The organism is Bartonella sp. MR168JLCBS (genome assembly GCF_042194175.1).
Genome location: NZ_JBHIMP010000001.1, coordinates 309,683 through 326,316 on the forward strand (window position 1 = coordinate 309,683; position 16,634 = coordinate 326,316).

The following is a 16,634-nucleotide window of genomic DNA, read 5'->3' on the forward strand; positions in this document are numbered from 1 at the left end:
CTGCATAGCCAATTGCTAAGCACAACAGTATAACGGCAGCAGCAATAGGGATAATCACTTTTAAGTCTGTCTGTAAACCTGCTAGAGCGTCCTCTGCATTTTTTAAAACGCTTGCGGCGGCGTAAGCAGAATTATTCATAAAGAACGCAGTCATAGCTGCAGAAATTGCGATGATTTTGTTGTTACTTTTCGATTGAAGACTAGTTAATTTTTGCATATTTCACTCTTATTAAAATCTAGATAATATTTTTATATAAATAAACATATTGTATTTATAATTGATGCCATTATTACGCTGTTTTAAATAGCAGAGTAACAAGTTGGGTTGCAGAACCTGCGATGACAACACCGATTGCCCACCGTACAAATGTGTCTTTTCCGATGTAGCGTCCTGCATAGCCAATTGCTAAGCACAACAGTATAACGGCAGCAGCAATAGGGATAATCACTTTTAAGTCTGTCTGTAAATCTTTTAGAGCGCCCTCTGCATTTTTTAAAACGGTTGCTTGGGCTTGTGCATGAGCAGAACTATTCATAAAAAATATGGCCAAAGCTGCTGAAAATTCAGCAATTTTATTACGAGCTGTTGTGTGAAGAATATTTAATTGTTTCATGTTCTTTATCCTGATTAAGATTAAAACTCCCACAAATGACCCCTCGTTCATGAAGAAACTTAAAGAGATATTTTGGATCAGCCCAAGTTCTTAGTTTTCCTCTTTGTGTAAGTAACGTATATTTATTTGGCTTTCCGGTGATTGGATCATCGGAAATAAACGTAAAATACCATTCTCTTTCTGAAAGCATCACGACTGTAATCTCACGTGCTGCTTTTTGATTAAATGCTATATCAACGCTGTTTTGTTCTATCATTTTCATTATCTTTGCCCTCAATTAGAAGAGATTTTGTCCAATCTTACTAATTAGAGCTTTAACATTTTCTTATCTACCTTTCATTATAATATCCTATCAAAATTCTAGGGTTTCGTGAAAATATCAGTTGTCACTCTAGCGAGCCTCTCGATGAAGAAGAATTTTCAGCCGAAAAAGCATCGCTGGTGCCACTTTCTTTATGTGTAAATGCATCTTCCTCTCCTCTTGAAGAGGGAGGAAGAGAATCTACGTTAGTTGTCTGTTCTGGTTCTTCTTTTTTAAGCTTTACAGGCTCCTGCAAATCTTCATTTTCTTGTACAGCAGCTTTTACTCCAATATATGAAGTAACTTTCTGTATAGAGGTGTGGTTTGAGTTTTCTGTGTTGTAAAAATTTAGCACAGATTGCAAAGTCGCTTTTTCAAAGATGCACTTTGATGTTGTTTGTTCATAGCAGTAAGTCAAAGCGCTTTGTACAGCTGTAAGATTTCTGCAAAAACCAAATGCATCAAAAAGAGAAAACAATTTCACATTTCCAACACCAATTTGCCCTAAAATTATGTTAAAATTATGTTTGCTCTGTCTAAACTGTTCAGTTGTTGCGATTGTTTCCTTAAGCTGAGATGAATGATAGAAGAAGTTATCTTTATCATCTGTTACATAGACATTGTCCCGCGCTTCTTGTTCGGCGATAACTGAAAATGTTATGGGAGGCGTATTGGATATGTATGCAGCAGCAAAAAATGTGAAATCTGGAACAATCATTAGCAATACACCTTATTATGAAAAATTTTATTAATACAAATGCTAATTCTTTGTGGTGCATTTTTTCGTTGTCTTTTGATTTTATAAATTTGCAGAACGAAATTGTTTAGCGTAGAATATTCCCTGTGATTACTGTTTTGTTCTCTTCTAAGAATATTTCTAATATATGCGAATATCCAACCAACAAGATAAAAGTGTGGAATAAAATAGAGCACATTACGCCAACCAATATTATTGGAATCACGAAAAAATGCGCTGCTTTTAAAAAATAATAATCTTTGATACTGTATTGAAGCTGCTTGTTTTATATAATTTTCTAGTTGCAAAAATCTTTTCAAAAAAAATTTATACGAAGTAAAAATCCGTTGTGTATGAGGGGAGGTTTTATTGTCATAATGAACCACACTATCATTATACAGAGAGGGCTTGTTCTTTGTTGCGTATTGCCATAACTTATAGAGTGACGATTTATATTTACTTTTGACTACTGATTCATGAGAGTCAGAGAGGTGTGATGGTGTTTGAGCACTACATTTAGTAGTTCCAGCGATTGAACTGAAAAAAGATGCAGTGGTGGTAATTGATGTACCAATAAACAGTTCTTTGTGGTCCAAAGCACATCTCCGTCAAAGTGATATATGTATCGTAATTTTAATTTCGATAATAAATAGACGAAAATTGTCTATAATTGTGTTTAAAATATGGCAAGAAAAAATTCTTTTTTGCAAGGGGAGTAATTAAGGTGAATGATCTCAAAAATATGAATTTTGATGAACTACAAGAGATGCGTACACAAATCGATATGGAATTAAAAAAACGGCAAGCAAAGGAAAAGCAAAATGCGCGACGAAAAATTCTTGAAATTGCTAATGCCCATGGAATTGATATCGCTGATCTTGTGAGCAAAGAGCGCCATTATAGAAATCCCAATAACCAATGGGAATTATGGAATGGGCGTGGACGTAGGCCTAAGTGGATTAAAGAGTGGTTGGAGAATGGGTATACACTTGATGAACTTGAAGTAACATAACACGTGTGCGATATTTACAAGATAAGGGAATACCAAGGAATGTAAATGTAAGAAGTATGCTCTTTTGGGTAATTTGATTGTATAGATATACTGAACGAATATATTAAAGTATTGAGTGATCAAATAAAATGATAGGGGGCATGAATAAATGTATTTAAATGAAAAAGGTCTTGTTGTTATAATCTGGCAAGCATAATGATGATGCCAGATTATAATATTGTAATTGCTTTTGGCATTTGAGAGAGGGAGATATTTTACTTCTTTTTATAGTTTTATTGACTCTTTACAAAAGTGGTCGAAATGAGAATAATTTATTGCATGGGGATTTTCACTTAATATGTAAAATGATAATTTTATCAATTAATAAGTTAATAAATTAGCATACTTATATTTTTGAAATATTGTTCTGTAGAACAAGCCTGATGTTATAGATTTTGTTTGGTCTTTTTTCTGTAAGATTATATATGAGGCATTTACTTTATTTATCGTTCGTTTTGTTGAGATGAGTGAGTGTGTAGGAAATGAAAAATTTTTATGGCTGTTATGGGGTTTATAGAATTTATGACATATTTCTGAGCGTTTGTGATTAAAATTCATTTATGAGCATTTATGAATAATGAATAAAGAGCTTATTTGAAAATAAAAGGATTGAGTCATTTCTATTGCGGTTTATCTTCTTTTATGGTGTGGAATAGGGGGGGTGATATGCAAGTTTACAATTATGTGTGATGGTATAGAGTACGGAACACTTTGTTATATATTAGAATATTTTTTCTAAAATCGTGTGGTATTCCACAATAAGTTAAAGGGTTAGTCTGAGGAACAGAATACCTCAAACAGAATACAGTTGTGTTACCAATTTACGTGCTTTTTTTAAAAGAAAAATTTTTCAATGCAACTAAGCTTATTTTATGGTGCTTCTCGTGAATAGTATAACGTAAAAGTCCCTATGATTACATAAAATCCATTTTGTACACCACCATTTTTATTTCAATAAAAAATATAAGCCGGCGCCATTATACACTTTACTCACCTCCAATGTTACTAAAGCCCTTAGTACTTGAGAGGGTAAGGATTTTTATTGCTGTTTTATTTATACGACACTCCTGCTTGTGATGTGCAAGTGAATGATTTTGATTGCTTCAACATGAGAGAGATTTGAATTAAGGGTATTTTATGATCGTTAGATTTATCACTCAATATGAGAACAATGAATTTATTATTATAAATAAAATGTTGTGTGCTAAAAGGTCTTGTTTATTTCGTTATGACGTGAAATGGCTTCTTTTAAGGTGTGGTGATATAAGGCAACCTCTTTGAGACATTAAATGTTTTTTTTCAGTGCGTGGTGAATATTCTTAGAATGTATCTCGCTTGTCGAGTCTTATATTAAGTGAAATATGGCAGGAGGAAGTCAAGAGAAAATTACTCGACAGGAATCTGGTTTGTAAACAGATTGGATGAGATAGGAATTTTTTGTTCTTTGAAGGAGGGAGGCAAAGGTTGTAAAAAAGTGAAATAGGATGAATTTTTGCTTAAAGTGGGAAGCCGTGTAGAAGGCGTGGGGCATTTGGAGTGAGTCCGGCAGCTTCTTGGATGAAGTATTTTTTTATTTTTGGCGCTTGATTAACAATACCAAGGCCGGTATCGCGGAGCATCCGTAAAAGAAGGCTATCATTAGAAAAGAGTTTATTAAGCCAATCATTGCTTAAAGCCATACGGACAACTTCAAAACGTCTCCAGCTTTGATAGCGCTCTAAAGCAGTGAGGGAGCCAATGTCAAGACCTAGTCGTGCTGTTTCAATAATCACTTCAGCGAGGGCAGCGCTATCACGTAATCCTAAATTGAGTCCTTGTCCTGCAATGGGGTGGATGGTATGGGCGGCATCGCCAACGAGAGCAAAACGTGGTTTAATGCATTGACGTGTTAAAGAAAGACTCAAAGGAAAAGCTTGACGTTCGCCATTCCAAGAGAGTTTGCCTAATCGATGGCCAATGCGTCTTTCGAGTTCTGTTTCAAAAATAAGGGCATTAGCTTTGAGATAATATTGCGCAGTTTTATGATCTTCATTCCACACAATGGCAGATCGGTTGCCTTTGAGAGGGAGAAGAGCAAAAGGACCGGCAGGTAAAAAATGTTGAATTGCTTGACCATTATGGGGTTTTTCATGTTCAACTGTACAGATGATTGCTGTTTGTTTATAGGGATGAGAAAAGTTTTTAAGACCTGCTTTTTGGCGTAATTTCGAATGGGCTCCGTCGGCTGCAATAAGCAATTTTGTTTGCCAAACCTCTTCATTATTTAAAGTGACGGTTTTATATTGGTCTTCTTGATGAAAATCAATGACACGCGTGTTTGCAATAACAGGGATATTGAGATCTTTGACACGTTTTTTTAAAGTGTTGATGAGTTCTCTCTGCTCTACCATAGCAGCAAAGGGCTCACCAGGGTTAATGTCGCCTTCAAAGGTTAAAAGAGTGGGTTTGACAGGGTCACTTGTGCTTGTATCTGTGATGATCATTGAATGAATGGGTTGCGCATAGGGTTTTATAGGTTCCCAACATTGTAATTGTTTTAACATACGAATAGAAGCAGCAGCAAGGGCAATGGTTCGTATGTTAGAAGCAGGAGTATCTTCTTGTGGAGCAGCATCAACGATTTTTATTTTCAGATTAGGGGCTGTTTGCTTGAGTGCTATCGCTAAGGTTAAACCGACAGCCGCTCCCCCTGCAATGAGAAGATCACATTGTTTTGTTTTATGAGATTTAATTTTTTTATTGGGTTGTACGTCTTTATTGCGATTAGAACACACAATACTTCTTCCATTGTTTACAGTTTGCTTTCTTTTAAAAAGAATATCTTTTTAAATTGCCTAAAATATCTTAACGTTTACTTTTCTTTCTGCTTTACAAAAACGAGGTTCTTTTTTGGCGCCAATCTGATGACAGATTGATTTTTCAGAGTTCTTCTGCTTCATCATTTATGTGATTCATTTTACAGATTTATCGGATAAGCTGTTTTGAATGTCCTCTTCAATTCTTTTTACACTTGGTTGATAAAAAAGAAAACTAAAAATAAACAAAGATGATCGTATATTTTTTAAGTTGTATGAGTGTACTTTAGTATGCCTGTCCTGAAGGGGGATATTTAGTTAGTATGATAGATAAAAAATTGTGTTCATTCGTGATGGTTAAAACAGTATTAATATTTTGCCGTTATCATGATGTAGTGTAAAAAACATCATCTGTTTAGGAAGGTGCTATAGGACCCATGTAAAACTTTACACATGAGGTGTTTTTTGGTTGATCCTGTGATAAATATTCAGGGAGATCTTTTTGTGCGCCTTATGACGGATAGTCTCTTAAGGTGGTGATATATGAAGTGGGTTAGAAGGTAGAACGCGCTAGATAAGAAGTCGGATTATTTACAGGCTATTTTGTTTACAGATCGGCACAGAGTTTAAGCTTCACCCTTTTGTAAGAGAGAGGGAGTTATAACTCTTTAAAATATGAAAGTTTTGTATTTGGAATTGATAGATGCACCGAAGTTCTTCTCCTTATGATTCATTAGAAGTGCGAAATTCTCAAGGTTCGCGTCTTATTGAGATGTTTTTACGTCAGATAGGGGTATTTATTGGGCTTGGGCTTTTGGGCTTTATTATTTTTTGTGTGTTTGCTTTGGCGACGTGGAATGTTGCGGACCCATCTTTAACCCATGCAAGTACAAATGAGGTTACAAACCTTATGGGGTGGATGGGGGCAATTTTTTCAGATTTTATTATGCAGTTTTTTGGCTTGGCAAGTCTTGCTGTTTTGTTGCCGCCATTATTTTGGTCTTTTCTCTTGTTGGCGCAAAAGAATATCTACAATTTGACTTTGCGCTTTTTTTTATGGGTGCTATCAACAATTTGTTTTTTAATTGCTTTTGCCCTTATGTCACCTGTTGCTTCTTTTACTTATTGGCCATTGCCAATGGGATTGGGAGGGGTTTTAGGAGATAAAGCTTTAAGTGTTGCTTCTTCAGTCTTTCCTCTTTTTCTTTCTCCTCTTTACACGGTGTTTTTTAGTGTTGTTTTTATTCTTTTAGGTTTTTTCACTGCTGCTTTTGCTGGCAATGTGATATGGCGGCGTCGAACAAAGAAAAGAAAAGAAAAAAGCATTCCAAAAGATGCAATCGTTAATCCAGTCTTTGAATTGGAAGAAGACACGGAATATGCTGCAGAGGATGATCGTGAAAATCATGGTTTTTTTGCGACAACTTTTGGCGCTCTTTTACATCTTTTTTATTTTTTACAAGCGCGTTTCTTTCGTTTGTTCTGTTTCAAAAGGCGTTTTCAGAGTAAGGGGCAAGGAAAGTCATTTGATCGGATTGAGCCAACTTTTTTGGGTGAAAAAGTAAAGTGTGAGGAAAATCAAAATAAAGCCTATGTTTCTCCTGTTAAAAATCGAAAGTCTTTAACAGCTTCTTCAAATGGTGGTTTTGTTCTTCCTCTTGTAGATTATCTTTCGGTTCCACCACCGTCTGTTAGGGATGCAAAACTTTCTCCTGCTGTTTTAAGAGCAAATTCTCAGGAACTTGAAGGGGTTTTGTTAGATTTTGGAGTCAAGGGGCAAATTATTGATGCTTGTCCTGGACCGGTGGTAACTTTGTATGAATTTGAACCGGCTGCCGGCATTAAGTCTTCCCGTATTATTGGTTTGGCAGATGATATTGCACGCTCGATGCGTGCGATTTCGGCGCGTGTTGCGGTGGTTCCAGGACGTAATGTGATTGGAATAGAATTGCCCAATGCAAAGCGTGAGATGGTTTATTTACGAGAAATGTTGCAGGCGCAAGAATTTATTGAAAGCAAAGCAAAATTAGGGCTTGCTTTGGGTAAGACAATTGGGGGGGAAGCTGTTATTGCAGATTTAGCAAAAATGCCCCATCTTTTGGTTGCTGGTACAACAGGATCGGGAAAGTCTGTTGCTATCAATACAATGATTTTATCATTGCTTTATCGGATGACACCTGAACAATGTCGTCTCATTATGGTGGACCCGAAAATGCTTGAGCTTTCGGTTTATGATGGCATTCCTCATTTATTAACGCCCGTGGTGACAGATCCTAAAAAAGCCGTGATTGCTTTAAAGTGGGCTGTTCGTGAAATGGAAGAGCGCTATAGTAAAATGTCAAAACTGGGCGTTCGTAATATTGATGGGTTTAATGCACGTCTTAGGGAAGCAGCAAGTCAGGGAGAGACAATGGCGCGGACAATTCAAGTGGGCTTTGATCATGAAACTGGTGAGCCTCTTTATGAAACGGAAACGCTTGATTTTAGTCCTATGCCCTATATTGTTGTTATTATTGATGAAATGGCTGATTTGATGATGGTTGCTGGTAAAGACATTGAAGGCGCGGTTCAACGCTTGGCACAAATGGCACGTGCTGCCGGTATCCATGTAATTATGGCGACACAGCGTCCTTCCGTCGATGTTATTACTGGAACGATCAAAGCCAATTTTCCTACACGTATTTCTTTTTCGGTGAGTTCAAAAATCGATAGCCGAACAATTTTAGGTGAACAGGGGGCTGAGCAATTATTGGGACAAGGAGATATGCTTTTTATGATGGGAGGAGGACGTGTTCAACGTGTGCATGGTCCTTTTGTTGCGGATGATGAAGTGGAGCAGGTTGTTGCGCATCTCAAAGCGCAAGCACGACCTGATTATTTGGAAACAATTACGCAAGAAGTTGAAGAGGATGGTGCTGATGTTTCTTTGGCTTCTCCTTCAGAAGATGATCCCTATAGTCAAGCTGTTGCTATTGTGCTTCGTGATCGTAAGGCTTCGACCTCTTATATTCAACGCCGTTTAGGCATTGGTTATAACCGTGCTGCGACATTGATTGAGAGGATGGAAGAAGAAGGTATCATTAGTCCAGCAAATCACGCAGGGAAACGAGAAATTTTAGTGCCTGCCGAAGAAGAACGCTTTTGAAAAATCTTTATAGTTGTTTTTATAATATCTTATAAAACAAGTGTTTATCCCACTTTATCGTAGAAATTCTGCATTTTCATACACCAGCTCTCGATTTGCGATAGCTCCTTGGCACTTGAGACTCTTTATAAGGGGATTCTTTATCTTATATAATTTTTATCCACACACCAACCTTGCTTGTAACGTGCAAGAAAATGATTTCAATTGATTCGATATGCGAAAGTATGTGATGAGAGAACCTTCCTGTATTTGGCGTTATGATTTAAGTTAAAAAGATAAATTATTATAAATCAATATCTTGGTATAAAATAATGTCATTGCGAATGTAGGGGTATAAAAGCATGTAAGGCTTGATATTTAAGTGTTTTTTTAAGTGCGCTCTAAATATTGAGGGCAAGGCTTATCTGTCGAGCCTTATATAAATGAATCATATGGGGTGGGAAGCCAAGTGAAATCTGCTAAACTCCAAACTGTTTACAGACTGGTTCGGGTGAAAATTTTTATTCTTTTGGATTGGAAGGAAGTCAAAAAAGCATTTTTGCCACTTAAAAGAGTTTTCAGGTGCGTGAGCAATATGTTTAGTACTTAATCCGTTATGTATTGACTATAATTTATGTTGCTTCACAGATTAGGGGTGGGAAAGAATATATTATGCGTTTAGAAAATCAGCAGAAAAACGGGAAATTTGGATGCTTTCGGAAACTTAAACGCAGACTAATTATTTGGAAACGATACCGCAAGAAATAAAGAAGGATGTTTCTTTAGCTTTTTCTTTAGAAGATGATTCCTATAGTCAAGCTGTGGCAGTTGTGCTTCGTGAACAGTAAGGCTTCGACTTCTTATATTCAACGCCGTTTAGGTATTGGTTATAATTGTGCCGCAACATTGATTGAAAGGATGGAAGGAGAAGGCATTATTAGTCCAGCAAATGATATGGGTAAGCGGAAAGTTTTGGGGACGGTCGAAGAAGAATACTTTTAAAAATCTTTTGATAGTTTTTTCAAACAATATCGTTATCTTATAAAGAAGGGTATTTATTCATCGTTGATTACTTAAGTTATAAATTATAAAGTCAATTAAGTATTGCTTGGGAGCATTTTTTTATGAAAACGTCTTTTTTGTCGCAAAGAAGAGTCTTTGGGTTGGTGGGAATTATTATCTTTTGGTGTTTAACTTTTCCTGTTTTTTCGCAAGCGTCTAATAAAGTGATAAAGGCGCAAAATGTTGTAAATCACTTTGCGGCAATCAAAACAATGACAGGTGATTTTATTCAGTTTAGTCCAAAGGGGAAAATGTCTCAGGGGACATTTTACCTAGAGCGTCCAGGGAAAATTCGTTTCATTTACAAAAAAATGCCCTTACAGATTATTGCAGATGGTCAATTTGTAGGTATTAACAATCGGGCTTTGAATACTTGGAACTTTTCACAACTTTCGCAAACGCCAATGAAGTTTCTGTTGGGTGATAAAATTGATGTATCTTCTGGGCGCTTGTTGGCATTTCGCGAAGATCCAGGGGCTGTGACGATTGTTCTGCGTGATAAAACGATTGGGGCAGGGCAAATAAGGATGGTTTTTGATTCTAAAGGCTCTGCTTTGCGCCAGTGGACAATTGTTGACCAACAAAATTTGGAAACTACTGTGCAGATTATGAATGTGCGGACGGACGTCCGCTTCGCTAATGGAATGTTTACACTTCCTTCAAAGAAATAGTGCTGTGTTATTTCATTGGGATTGAAATGGATGTTCTTTCGTATTGCAACTTGGAATATTAATTCTATTCGTTTGCGTCTTGCACAGGTTTTTCAGTATTTGGAACTCTTTTCCGCAGATGTTTTGTGTCTACAGGAAACAAAATGTCCAGATGCTTTATTTCCAGTGGAGGCTTTTGAAGCGGCGGGTTATAAGCATATCGCATTGAGTGGACAAAAATCTTATAACGGGGTGGCTATTGTTTCTCGGTTGCCTTTTAAAAAGGTAGAAAAGCGTTTCTTTTGCCAAAACCAAGATTGTCGCTATATCTCAGTTATTGTGGAAGCCCATGGGAGAAGCTTGCGGATTCATAATTTTTATGTTCCTGCTGGGGGAGATATTCCTGATGCTGATGTGAATGAAAAATTTCGGCATAAGCTTGATTTTTTAGAAGAAATGTCCTCCGTATGTGCGGATCAAGGAGATGGTCTTTCTTCTCTTTTGGTGGGCGATTTAAATATTGCTCCTTTGGCAGAGGATGTTTGGTCTCATCAGAAATTGTTGAAGGTTGTAAGCCATACTCCCATTGAAACCGAGCGTTTAAAAGCTTTATGCTGTCAAGGTGGATGGGTTGATCTGATGCGGTTACATATCCCTGTTCCTACCAAGCTTTACACATGGTGGAGTTATCGTGCACGCGATTGGGCATTTACCGATTATGGGCGGCGGCTTGACCATATTTGGTCTTCTCCTGATTTAGCACCTTTTGTTGTAGATCTTTCGATTTTTCGTGATGCGCGCGGATGGGAACGTCCTTCAGATCATATTCCTGTGCAAACTGTATTTGATTTTTCACGTTAAGTTTGAAATAAGAAGTAAATAAAGTATTAATATTAAATAATGATTCTGAAAGAATGCGGGAGACTAGATGTATATCAGAAATCTCAAAAGGGGCGCTTCTCGTGGATTACTTTCTAGTATCTTTTTGTGTTTGCTTTTGTCAGGATGTATGGTTGGTCCTAATTACCAGAAAACATCTTTTCGTGTTCCAGCAGTTTGGGGAGAAAAATCTGCACAGGCGTCTGGGCAGTCAGTTGCGCTTGCCGGATGGTGGCGGCGTTTGAATGACCCCGTTCTAGATGCGTTAATGGATTATGCGATTTCTGGAAATAATAATGTTGCTGTTGCCAAAGCTCGGGTACGTGAGGCGCGTGCGGGTTTAGGGCAGGTTGTAGGAACTCTTTTACCAAATGTGTCCAATTCAATTTCAGGAACCCGTAGTCATTCTGGACAGTCTGATGCATTGTTAAACCAATATCATAGTGGTTTTGATGCAAGCTGGGAGCTTGATTTTTTTGGTGGGCATAAACGAGCGGTTGAAGCAGCGCGTTATGGTCTTGATGCGGCTGTGGAAGATATGCGCGCTACCATGGTGATATTGTTAGGAGATGTGGCAACAAATTATGTGCAAATGCGTGGTTGGCAACAGAAGTTGTTGATTGTGCGGCAAATTGCTGTATCACAACGTAAAACCTATGAATTGATGCGCGCTAGATTAACAGCTGGTGATGTTTCTGAGCTCGATGTTTCAAATGCGCAAGCACAAATGGCAAATACAGAAGCAGATATATCACAGATGGAAGCGAATTTAGCAATGAGCGTTCATCGCCTTTCTGTCTTAACTGGTCGTGTGCCTACGGCATTGAAGGATCTTTTACAAAAAAATGCTAAACATGCAAAGATTCCACAACCACGCTGGCCGATACCAGCAGGAATTCCAGCCGATATTTTGTTAACACGTCCGGATTTGCGACGGGCAGAGCGTCAATACGCGCAAGCAACAGCGCGGATTGGTCAGCGTGAAGCAGATCGCTATCCATCACTTACTTTAACAGGTAATATTTCGACAGCCGCAACGGCGATTGATCAGTTATGGAAAAATTCAACGATTGGCTGGTCTTTTGGACCTGGTCTTCGTTTACCTCTTTTTAATGGAGGTCAGGTTGAGGCTTCTATTGCTGTTGCGCGTGCACAACGTGATCAAGCTTTTATTACTTATCGGGCTGCTGTGTTGGGAGCTTTAGAAGATGTAGAAAATGCGCTGGTAAGATTAACTAAAGAACATCAACGCTTAGAAAAGCTAATCGTTGCGAATAAAGCTTCTCTTCATTCCTTAAAACTTTCACGGAGCCTTTTTGAGAATGGAAATACCAGTTTTCTTGAATTGTTAAACGCTGATCGCTCTTATTATTCTGCACAAATGGCACTTAAAGATAGCCGTGTTTCTTTGGTTACGCAATATATCACGTTGATGAAAGCATTGGGGGGGGGCTGGGATGGCGTTGTTGATGTATCACGTCCGGAAGTCGTTGATGGTGCACCTCGTTCGCGTGCAAAGGTAGGGAAATGAAAAAAAGTCTACTCAAAAATTTCATTACAAAACACAAAAAACTTTCCTTCTTTTTAACTGCCATATTCCTTCTTCTCTTGTTTTTATGGTTGCGTTCTGTTGTTTTTGGAACATCTAGCCCAACTTATATAACAGCGGTGGTGAAGCGTGGGGATATTGAGGAAAGTGTTTTAGCTTCTGGTCTTGTACGTCCTTATCGGTTGGTGGCTGTTGGTGCGCGTGCAACAGGGCGTGTGGTGTCAATGCGCGTTTCTCCTGGGAGTGTTGTGAAAGAAGGCGATCTCTTGGCAGAAATTGATCCTACAGATCAAGAAAATGATTTAAAAAGAAAAAAAGCAGCATTATCTCACTATTATGCGAGTTTGGTAGAACAAGAAGCCCATCTTTCTCTTGCGCAGAAAAATTTAGCACGTCAGAAAAAAATGATCGAGTCACGTGCGGTTTCACGGGCTAATCTCGATGATGCTGTGACACAAGTAAAAATACGTGAGGCGCAAATTGCTCAACTTCAACAGCAGATTGTGCAAGCACAAATTGATGTGGATAGTGCAGAGGTCAATTTAGGTTATACACGCATAACTGCCCCTTCAGCGGGAACGGTTTTGGCAACAGTTGTGGAAGAAGGGCAGAATGTGAATGCAGTTCAGTCGGCGCCAACAATTGTTATTTTGGGCGATTTGTCAAAGATGACGATCAAGGCGCAAATCTCAGAAGCTGATGTTCTTAAAGTTCAGGCTGGACAACCACTTTATTTTACAGTTTTAGGGAATGCGCAGCGTCGTTATGAGGGCGTTTTAGAAAAGATAGAGCCGGCTCCTGAAGCAATTCGTGCTGATGTGAGTATTAACCCTGGTATGGTAGGGGGGTCTAGTGCTTTAATCTCATCAGCTATTTATTATAACGGAATTTTACATGTTGATAATGCGGACAATTTTTTGCGAACCTATATGACTGCTCAAGTTCATATTATCTTAGGGCGTGCTCAAAATGTCTTGTTGGTTCCAAGCGATGCTTTACGCGATGAGACAAAAGAGCATAAGGCATGGGTTTCTGTTTTGGAGGGGGGGAACAAGGTGGTTACTAAACAGGTGAGCGTTGGGTTGAATAATAAGGTGATGGCAGAGATTGTTTCAGGACTTAATGAGGGCGATGTTGTTATCACCGGCTCGCCTGATGGGGTGATGCCAGAACCTTCTGACGTGCATAGTGAAGACGAGATTTAAACCATGAACACAAACCAAGCAGATGCTGTCCTTGTGTTGGAAAATATTGTACGTAAATTTCCAGCGGGCGAAACATTTGTTACTGTTTTGAAGGATATCAATCTTACCATTAAGCGCGGTGAAATGGTAGCGATTGTGGGAGCTTCTGGTTCAGGAAAATCTACATTGATGAATATCTTGGGCTGTCTTGATCGGGCAACTTCTGGTCGTTATTGGATTGCAGGGAAAGAAACAGCCTCTCTTTCAGCTGATGAATTATCGGCTTTGCGGCGTAATCATTTTGGTTTTATTTTCCAGCGTTATCATTTGTTGAATGAGTTGACAGCTCTTGGGAATGTTGAAATTCCGGCTATTTATGCAGGATGTGCTGTGGAAGCAAGGAAAAAGCGTGCACAAGATCTTTTAACGCGCTTGGGCATGGGTGATCGGGTGAATCATCGTCCAAATCAACTCTCAGGTGGTCAGCAACAACGGGTGTCTATTGCTCGAGCGTTGATGAATAATGCGGAGGTCATTCTTGCCGATGAGCCAACTGGTGCACTAGATAAACAGAGTGGACAGGAAGTGTTGCGTATTTTGGATGAGCTTCATCAAGAAGGTCGTACTATTATCATTGTAACCCACGATATGCAGGTGGCCAAAAGAGCAGAGCGTATTATCGAAATCAGTGATGGAGAAATTATTGCTGACAGTATGACAAAGGTTGCAAAGAAAAGAGCAGCGGGGGCAAAAATAAAAACGGATAGTCAATCTTTTTATGAAAAACAGAAACTAAAAGTTAAACAACAGCTTGGCTCTTTTCGGTCTTTTGTTGAGCGGTTTCGTGAGGCATTTATTATGGCTTTGTTGGCAATGAATGCACATCGAATGCGAACTTTTTTAACAATGCTTGGGGTGATTATCGGTATTGGGGCGATTATTGCTATGGTGGCTTTGGGAAATGGTACACGAGAGAAAATTTTGGAAAATTTTAAAAGCTTGGGTGCTAATACATTAACAATTTTACCTGGCAAAAGTTTTTCTGATCCACAAGCAGAGAAAATAACAACTCTTGTTGAAGCTGATGCAGAAGCCTTGTCTGGGTTACCTTATGTTTCTGGTGTAACGCCTCAGATTTCAACAAGTTCGAAAGTGCGTTTTGGTGCAGTTGAAGTCAATGCCGTCATTGTGGGGGTGGGAGAACAATTCTTTCAGACACAGGGGCTTAAAGTTTTCAAAGGACAGTTTTTTGATCAAAAAAGTGTGCATGATCGGGCGGTTGATCTCGTGATTGAGAAAGAAGCATTGTCTGTTCTTTTTCCCCATAGCCATGAGAGCCCCCTTGGCAAAGTGGTGCTTGTGGGTAATGTTCCAGCGCGCATTATTGGTGTTGTTGATTCGCAAAATAACGCAAATGGAAATACATCAAATACATTACAGCTTTATTTGCCCTATACAACAGTGCAAACGCGTTTTCTTGGCACAACAGAAGTTCGTGCGATTACCGTTAGGATTGCTGATGATGTCGATTCACATTTAGCGGAAAACATGGTGAAACGTTTTCTCATTATGCGGCATGGTGGAGAAGATTTTTTCATTAGAAATTCAGAATTCTTTCGTGAACGTATCATGGAAAGTACACATATCTTAACACTTTTAATTTCTTCAATTGCAGCTATTTCCCTGATTGTGGGTGGTATTGGGGTGATGAATATTATGCTGGTCACCGTTTCTGAGCGGATCAATGAAATTGGTGTGCGTATGGCAGTTGGTGCACGCCAAAGTGATATTTTGCAGCAGTTTCTCATTGAAGCGGTGTTGGTTTGTGTCATTGGTGGTGGTTTGGGGATTCTGTTTGGGCTTTCTATCGGTGGTTTATTTCTTCTGTTTAAGGCGCCTATCCACTTGGTTTATACGATTGATTCGATCATCTTATCCCTTACTTTTTCAACCCTCATTGGAATCTGTTTTGGTTTTTCTCCAGCGCGGCAAGCTTCACGGCTTGACCCTGTTGTCGCTCTTTCACGCGATTAGGCTTTATCAATTGTGGGGCATGTTTGTTGTGATGTTTTCCACTTGGATGAAGCGTTTATAAAGCGAAACATGGATGGGAAAAATTTAGCATTATTCGCTGTTCTATTTTAGAAAACGCTTTGTTCGTTAAGTGGAGCGTGCTTTATATAACGTTAAAGGATGAAGTTTTACGACACAACGTATCATGAATAAATTTCCCTTGTATTTTTATAGCTATACAAAATACAAGGCGCGATAACTTTAGGATTTTAACCTAAAAGTAAGAGGGGAAAGGGGAGTGTATATCTGTTGATAAACAGGATAAAAAAGAAGCAAGTTTAAACGAAAAGCAGCTTATATCCCAAAAATGAACGGATATACGAGGCGAGTTGGTCTTCTATAGTTTTTCTTTTCCTTTTGTTTATTCGTTACCCTGTTTTTTCTCACAAATTGTATGGCAAAGAGAGGGGCGTTGGTATTGGTAACGTTTGGTTTTAAGATTCTTTATGGCTTTATGCGACGGAGATATAGGTTTTTACGAAGCTCCAGTTTTGTAGGGAGAACGAGATGAATACACTTATGGGCTCATGTTGCTGGGAATGTTAATTGCTGTATTCATTATTATGTGTATTGGTATAGCTGGTTGTTAGTTTTACGTTATGCTTTTATTGCGTTT

General features: G+C 38.5%; 13 protein-coding genes and 1 pseudogene. 8 read left to right on the plus strand and 6 right to left on the minus strand.

The features are described from left to right. From ACFIK8_RS01210 to ACFIK8_RS01230, 5 genes are all read right to left on the minus strand, one after another. On the minus strand, positions 1 to 217 hold a 217-nt coding region (locus tag ACFIK8_RS01210; RefSeq protein WP_375668857.1), incomplete at its 3' end, for a TrbC/VirB2 family protein. A gap of 73 nt (positions 218 to 290) precedes the next feature. After that, positions 291 to 614, minus strand: coding sequence for a VirB2 family type IV secretion system major pilin TrwL (gene trwL / locus ACFIK8_RS01215; RefSeq protein ID WP_375668858.1), 324 nt, complete (start codon positions 612 to 614; stop codon positions 291 to 293). After that, positions 577 to 876 carry a KorA family transcriptional regulator gene (korA, locus tag ACFIK8_RS01220; protein WP_375647334.1) on the minus strand — a complete coding sequence of 100 codons (300 nt, stop codon included), beginning with the start codon at positions 874 to 876 and terminating at the stop codon, positions 577 to 579. Before korA ends, trwL begins: the two co-directional genes overlap by 38 nt. Before the next feature lie 124 nt (positions 877 to 1,000). Continuing rightward, a complete protein-coding gene (locus ACFIK8_RS01225; protein ID WP_375668859.1) occupies positions 1,001 to 1,633 on the minus strand; it encodes a TrwN protein in 633 nt (210 codons plus the stop codon). Further along, complete coding sequence (locus ACFIK8_RS01230) at positions 1,633 to 2,247, minus strand: hypothetical protein (RefSeq protein WP_375661533.1); 615 nt, start codon at positions 2,245 to 2,247, stop codon at positions 1,633 to 1,635. The genes ACFIK8_RS01225 and ACFIK8_RS01230 overlap by 1 nt, the downstream gene beginning before the upstream one ends. Positions 2,248 to 2,375: 128 nt before the next feature. On the opposite strand from ACFIK8_RS01230, the gene ACFIK8_RS01235 reads away from it, so the two are divergent. Then, positions 2,376 to 2,663: an H-NS family nucleoid-associated regulatory protein gene (locus tag ACFIK8_RS01235; RefSeq protein ID WP_375635480.1), complete on the plus strand. Its 288-nt coding sequence runs from the start codon at positions 2,376 to 2,378 to the stop codon at positions 2,661 to 2,663. A 1,535-nt stretch (positions 2,664 to 4,198) separates the two neighbouring features. Here ACFIK8_RS01235 and ACFIK8_RS01240 read toward each other — a convergent pair. Then, positions 4,199 to 5,476 (minus strand): ubiquinone biosynthesis hydroxylase, encoded by a 1,278-nt coding sequence (locus ACFIK8_RS01240; protein ID WP_375668860.1) that lies wholly within the window; start codon positions 5,474 to 5,476, stop codon positions 4,199 to 4,201. A 724-nt stretch (positions 5,477 to 6,200) separates the two neighbouring features. On the opposite strand from ACFIK8_RS01240, the gene ACFIK8_RS01245 reads away from it, so the two are divergent. The 7 genes and pseudogenes from ACFIK8_RS01245 (at position 6,201) to ACFIK8_RS01275 (ending at position 15,979) form a co-directional block, all read left to right on the plus strand. Next, entirely contained in the window at positions 6,201 to 8,642 is a 2,442-nt protein-coding gene (locus ACFIK8_RS01245) for a DNA translocase FtsK 4TM domain-containing protein (protein ID WP_375668861.1), read from the plus strand. A 716-nt stretch (positions 8,643 to 9,358) separates the two neighbouring features. Further along, positions 9,359 to 9,623: pseudogene (locus ACFIK8_RS01250) on the plus strand (DNA translocase FtsK); the annotation flags it as partial. 122 nt (positions 9,624 to 9,745) lie between these two features. Further along, the gene (locus ACFIK8_RS01255) at positions 9,746 to 10,354 is read left to right on the plus strand and encodes an outer membrane lipoprotein carrier protein LolA (RefSeq protein WP_375635483.1); all 609 of its coding nucleotides are present in this window, start codon (positions 9,746 to 9,748) and stop codon (positions 10,352 to 10,354) included. Positions 10,355 to 10,384: 30 nt separating this feature from the next. After that, a complete protein-coding gene (locus tag ACFIK8_RS01260) occupies positions 10,385 to 11,194 on the plus strand; it encodes an exodeoxyribonuclease III (protein ID WP_375635484.1) in 810 nt (269 codons plus the stop codon). Between the two features lie 67 nt (positions 11,195 to 11,261). Continuing rightward, a complete protein-coding gene (locus ACFIK8_RS01265) occupies positions 11,262 to 12,743 on the plus strand; it encodes an efflux transporter outer membrane subunit (RefSeq protein WP_375635485.1) in 1,482 nt (493 codons plus the stop codon). Continuing rightward, on the plus strand, positions 12,740 to 13,966 hold the full coding sequence (locus tag ACFIK8_RS01270) for an efflux RND transporter periplasmic adaptor subunit (RefSeq protein WP_375635486.1): 1,227 nt from the start codon (positions 12,740 to 12,742) through the stop codon (positions 13,964 to 13,966). Before ACFIK8_RS01265 ends, ACFIK8_RS01270 begins: the two co-directional genes overlap by 4 nt. A gap of 3 nt (positions 13,967 to 13,969) precedes the next feature. Continuing rightward, positions 13,970 to 15,979 carry a MacB family efflux pump subunit gene (locus ACFIK8_RS01275; protein WP_375668862.1) on the plus strand — a complete coding sequence of 670 codons (2,010 nt, stop codon included), beginning with the start codon at positions 13,970 to 13,972 and terminating at the stop codon, positions 15,977 to 15,979. Positions 15,980 to 16,634 lie beyond the last annotated feature (655 nt).

Bases quoted from the DNA above. Each gene is read 5' to 3' on its own strand.
- trwL (WP_375668858.1), bottom strand. From the start codon at position 614: ATGAAACAATTAAATATTCTTCACACAACAGCTCGTAATAAAATTGCT.
- ACFIK8_RS01255 (WP_375635483.1), top strand. From the start codon at position 9,746: ATGAAAACGTCTTTTTTGTCGCAAAGAAGAGTCTTTGGGTTGGTGGGA.
- korA (WP_375647334.1), bottom strand. From the start codon at position 876: ATGAAAATGATAGAACAAAACAGCGTTGATATAGCATTTAATCAAAAA.
- ACFIK8_RS01260 (WP_375635484.1), top strand. From the start codon at position 10,385: ATGTTCTTTCGTATTGCAACTTGGAATATTAATTCTATTCGTTTGCGT.
- ACFIK8_RS01275 (WP_375668862.1), top strand. From the start codon at position 13,970: ATGAACACAAACCAAGCAGATGCTGTCCTTGTGTTGGAAAATATTGTA.
- ACFIK8_RS01265 (WP_375635485.1), top strand. From the start codon at position 11,262: ATGTATATCAGAAATCTCAAAAGGGGCGCTTCTCGTGGATTACTTTCT.
- ACFIK8_RS01245 (WP_375668861.1), top strand. From the start codon at position 6,201: ATGCACCGAAGTTCTTCTCCTTATGATTCATTAGAAGTGCGAAATTCT.
- ACFIK8_RS01225 (WP_375668859.1), bottom strand. From the start codon at position 1,633: ATGATTGTTCCAGATTTCACATTTTTTGCTGCTGCATACATATCCAAT.
- ACFIK8_RS01270 (WP_375635486.1), top strand. From the start codon at position 12,740: ATGAAAAAAAGTCTACTCAAAAATTTCATTACAAAACACAAAAAACTT.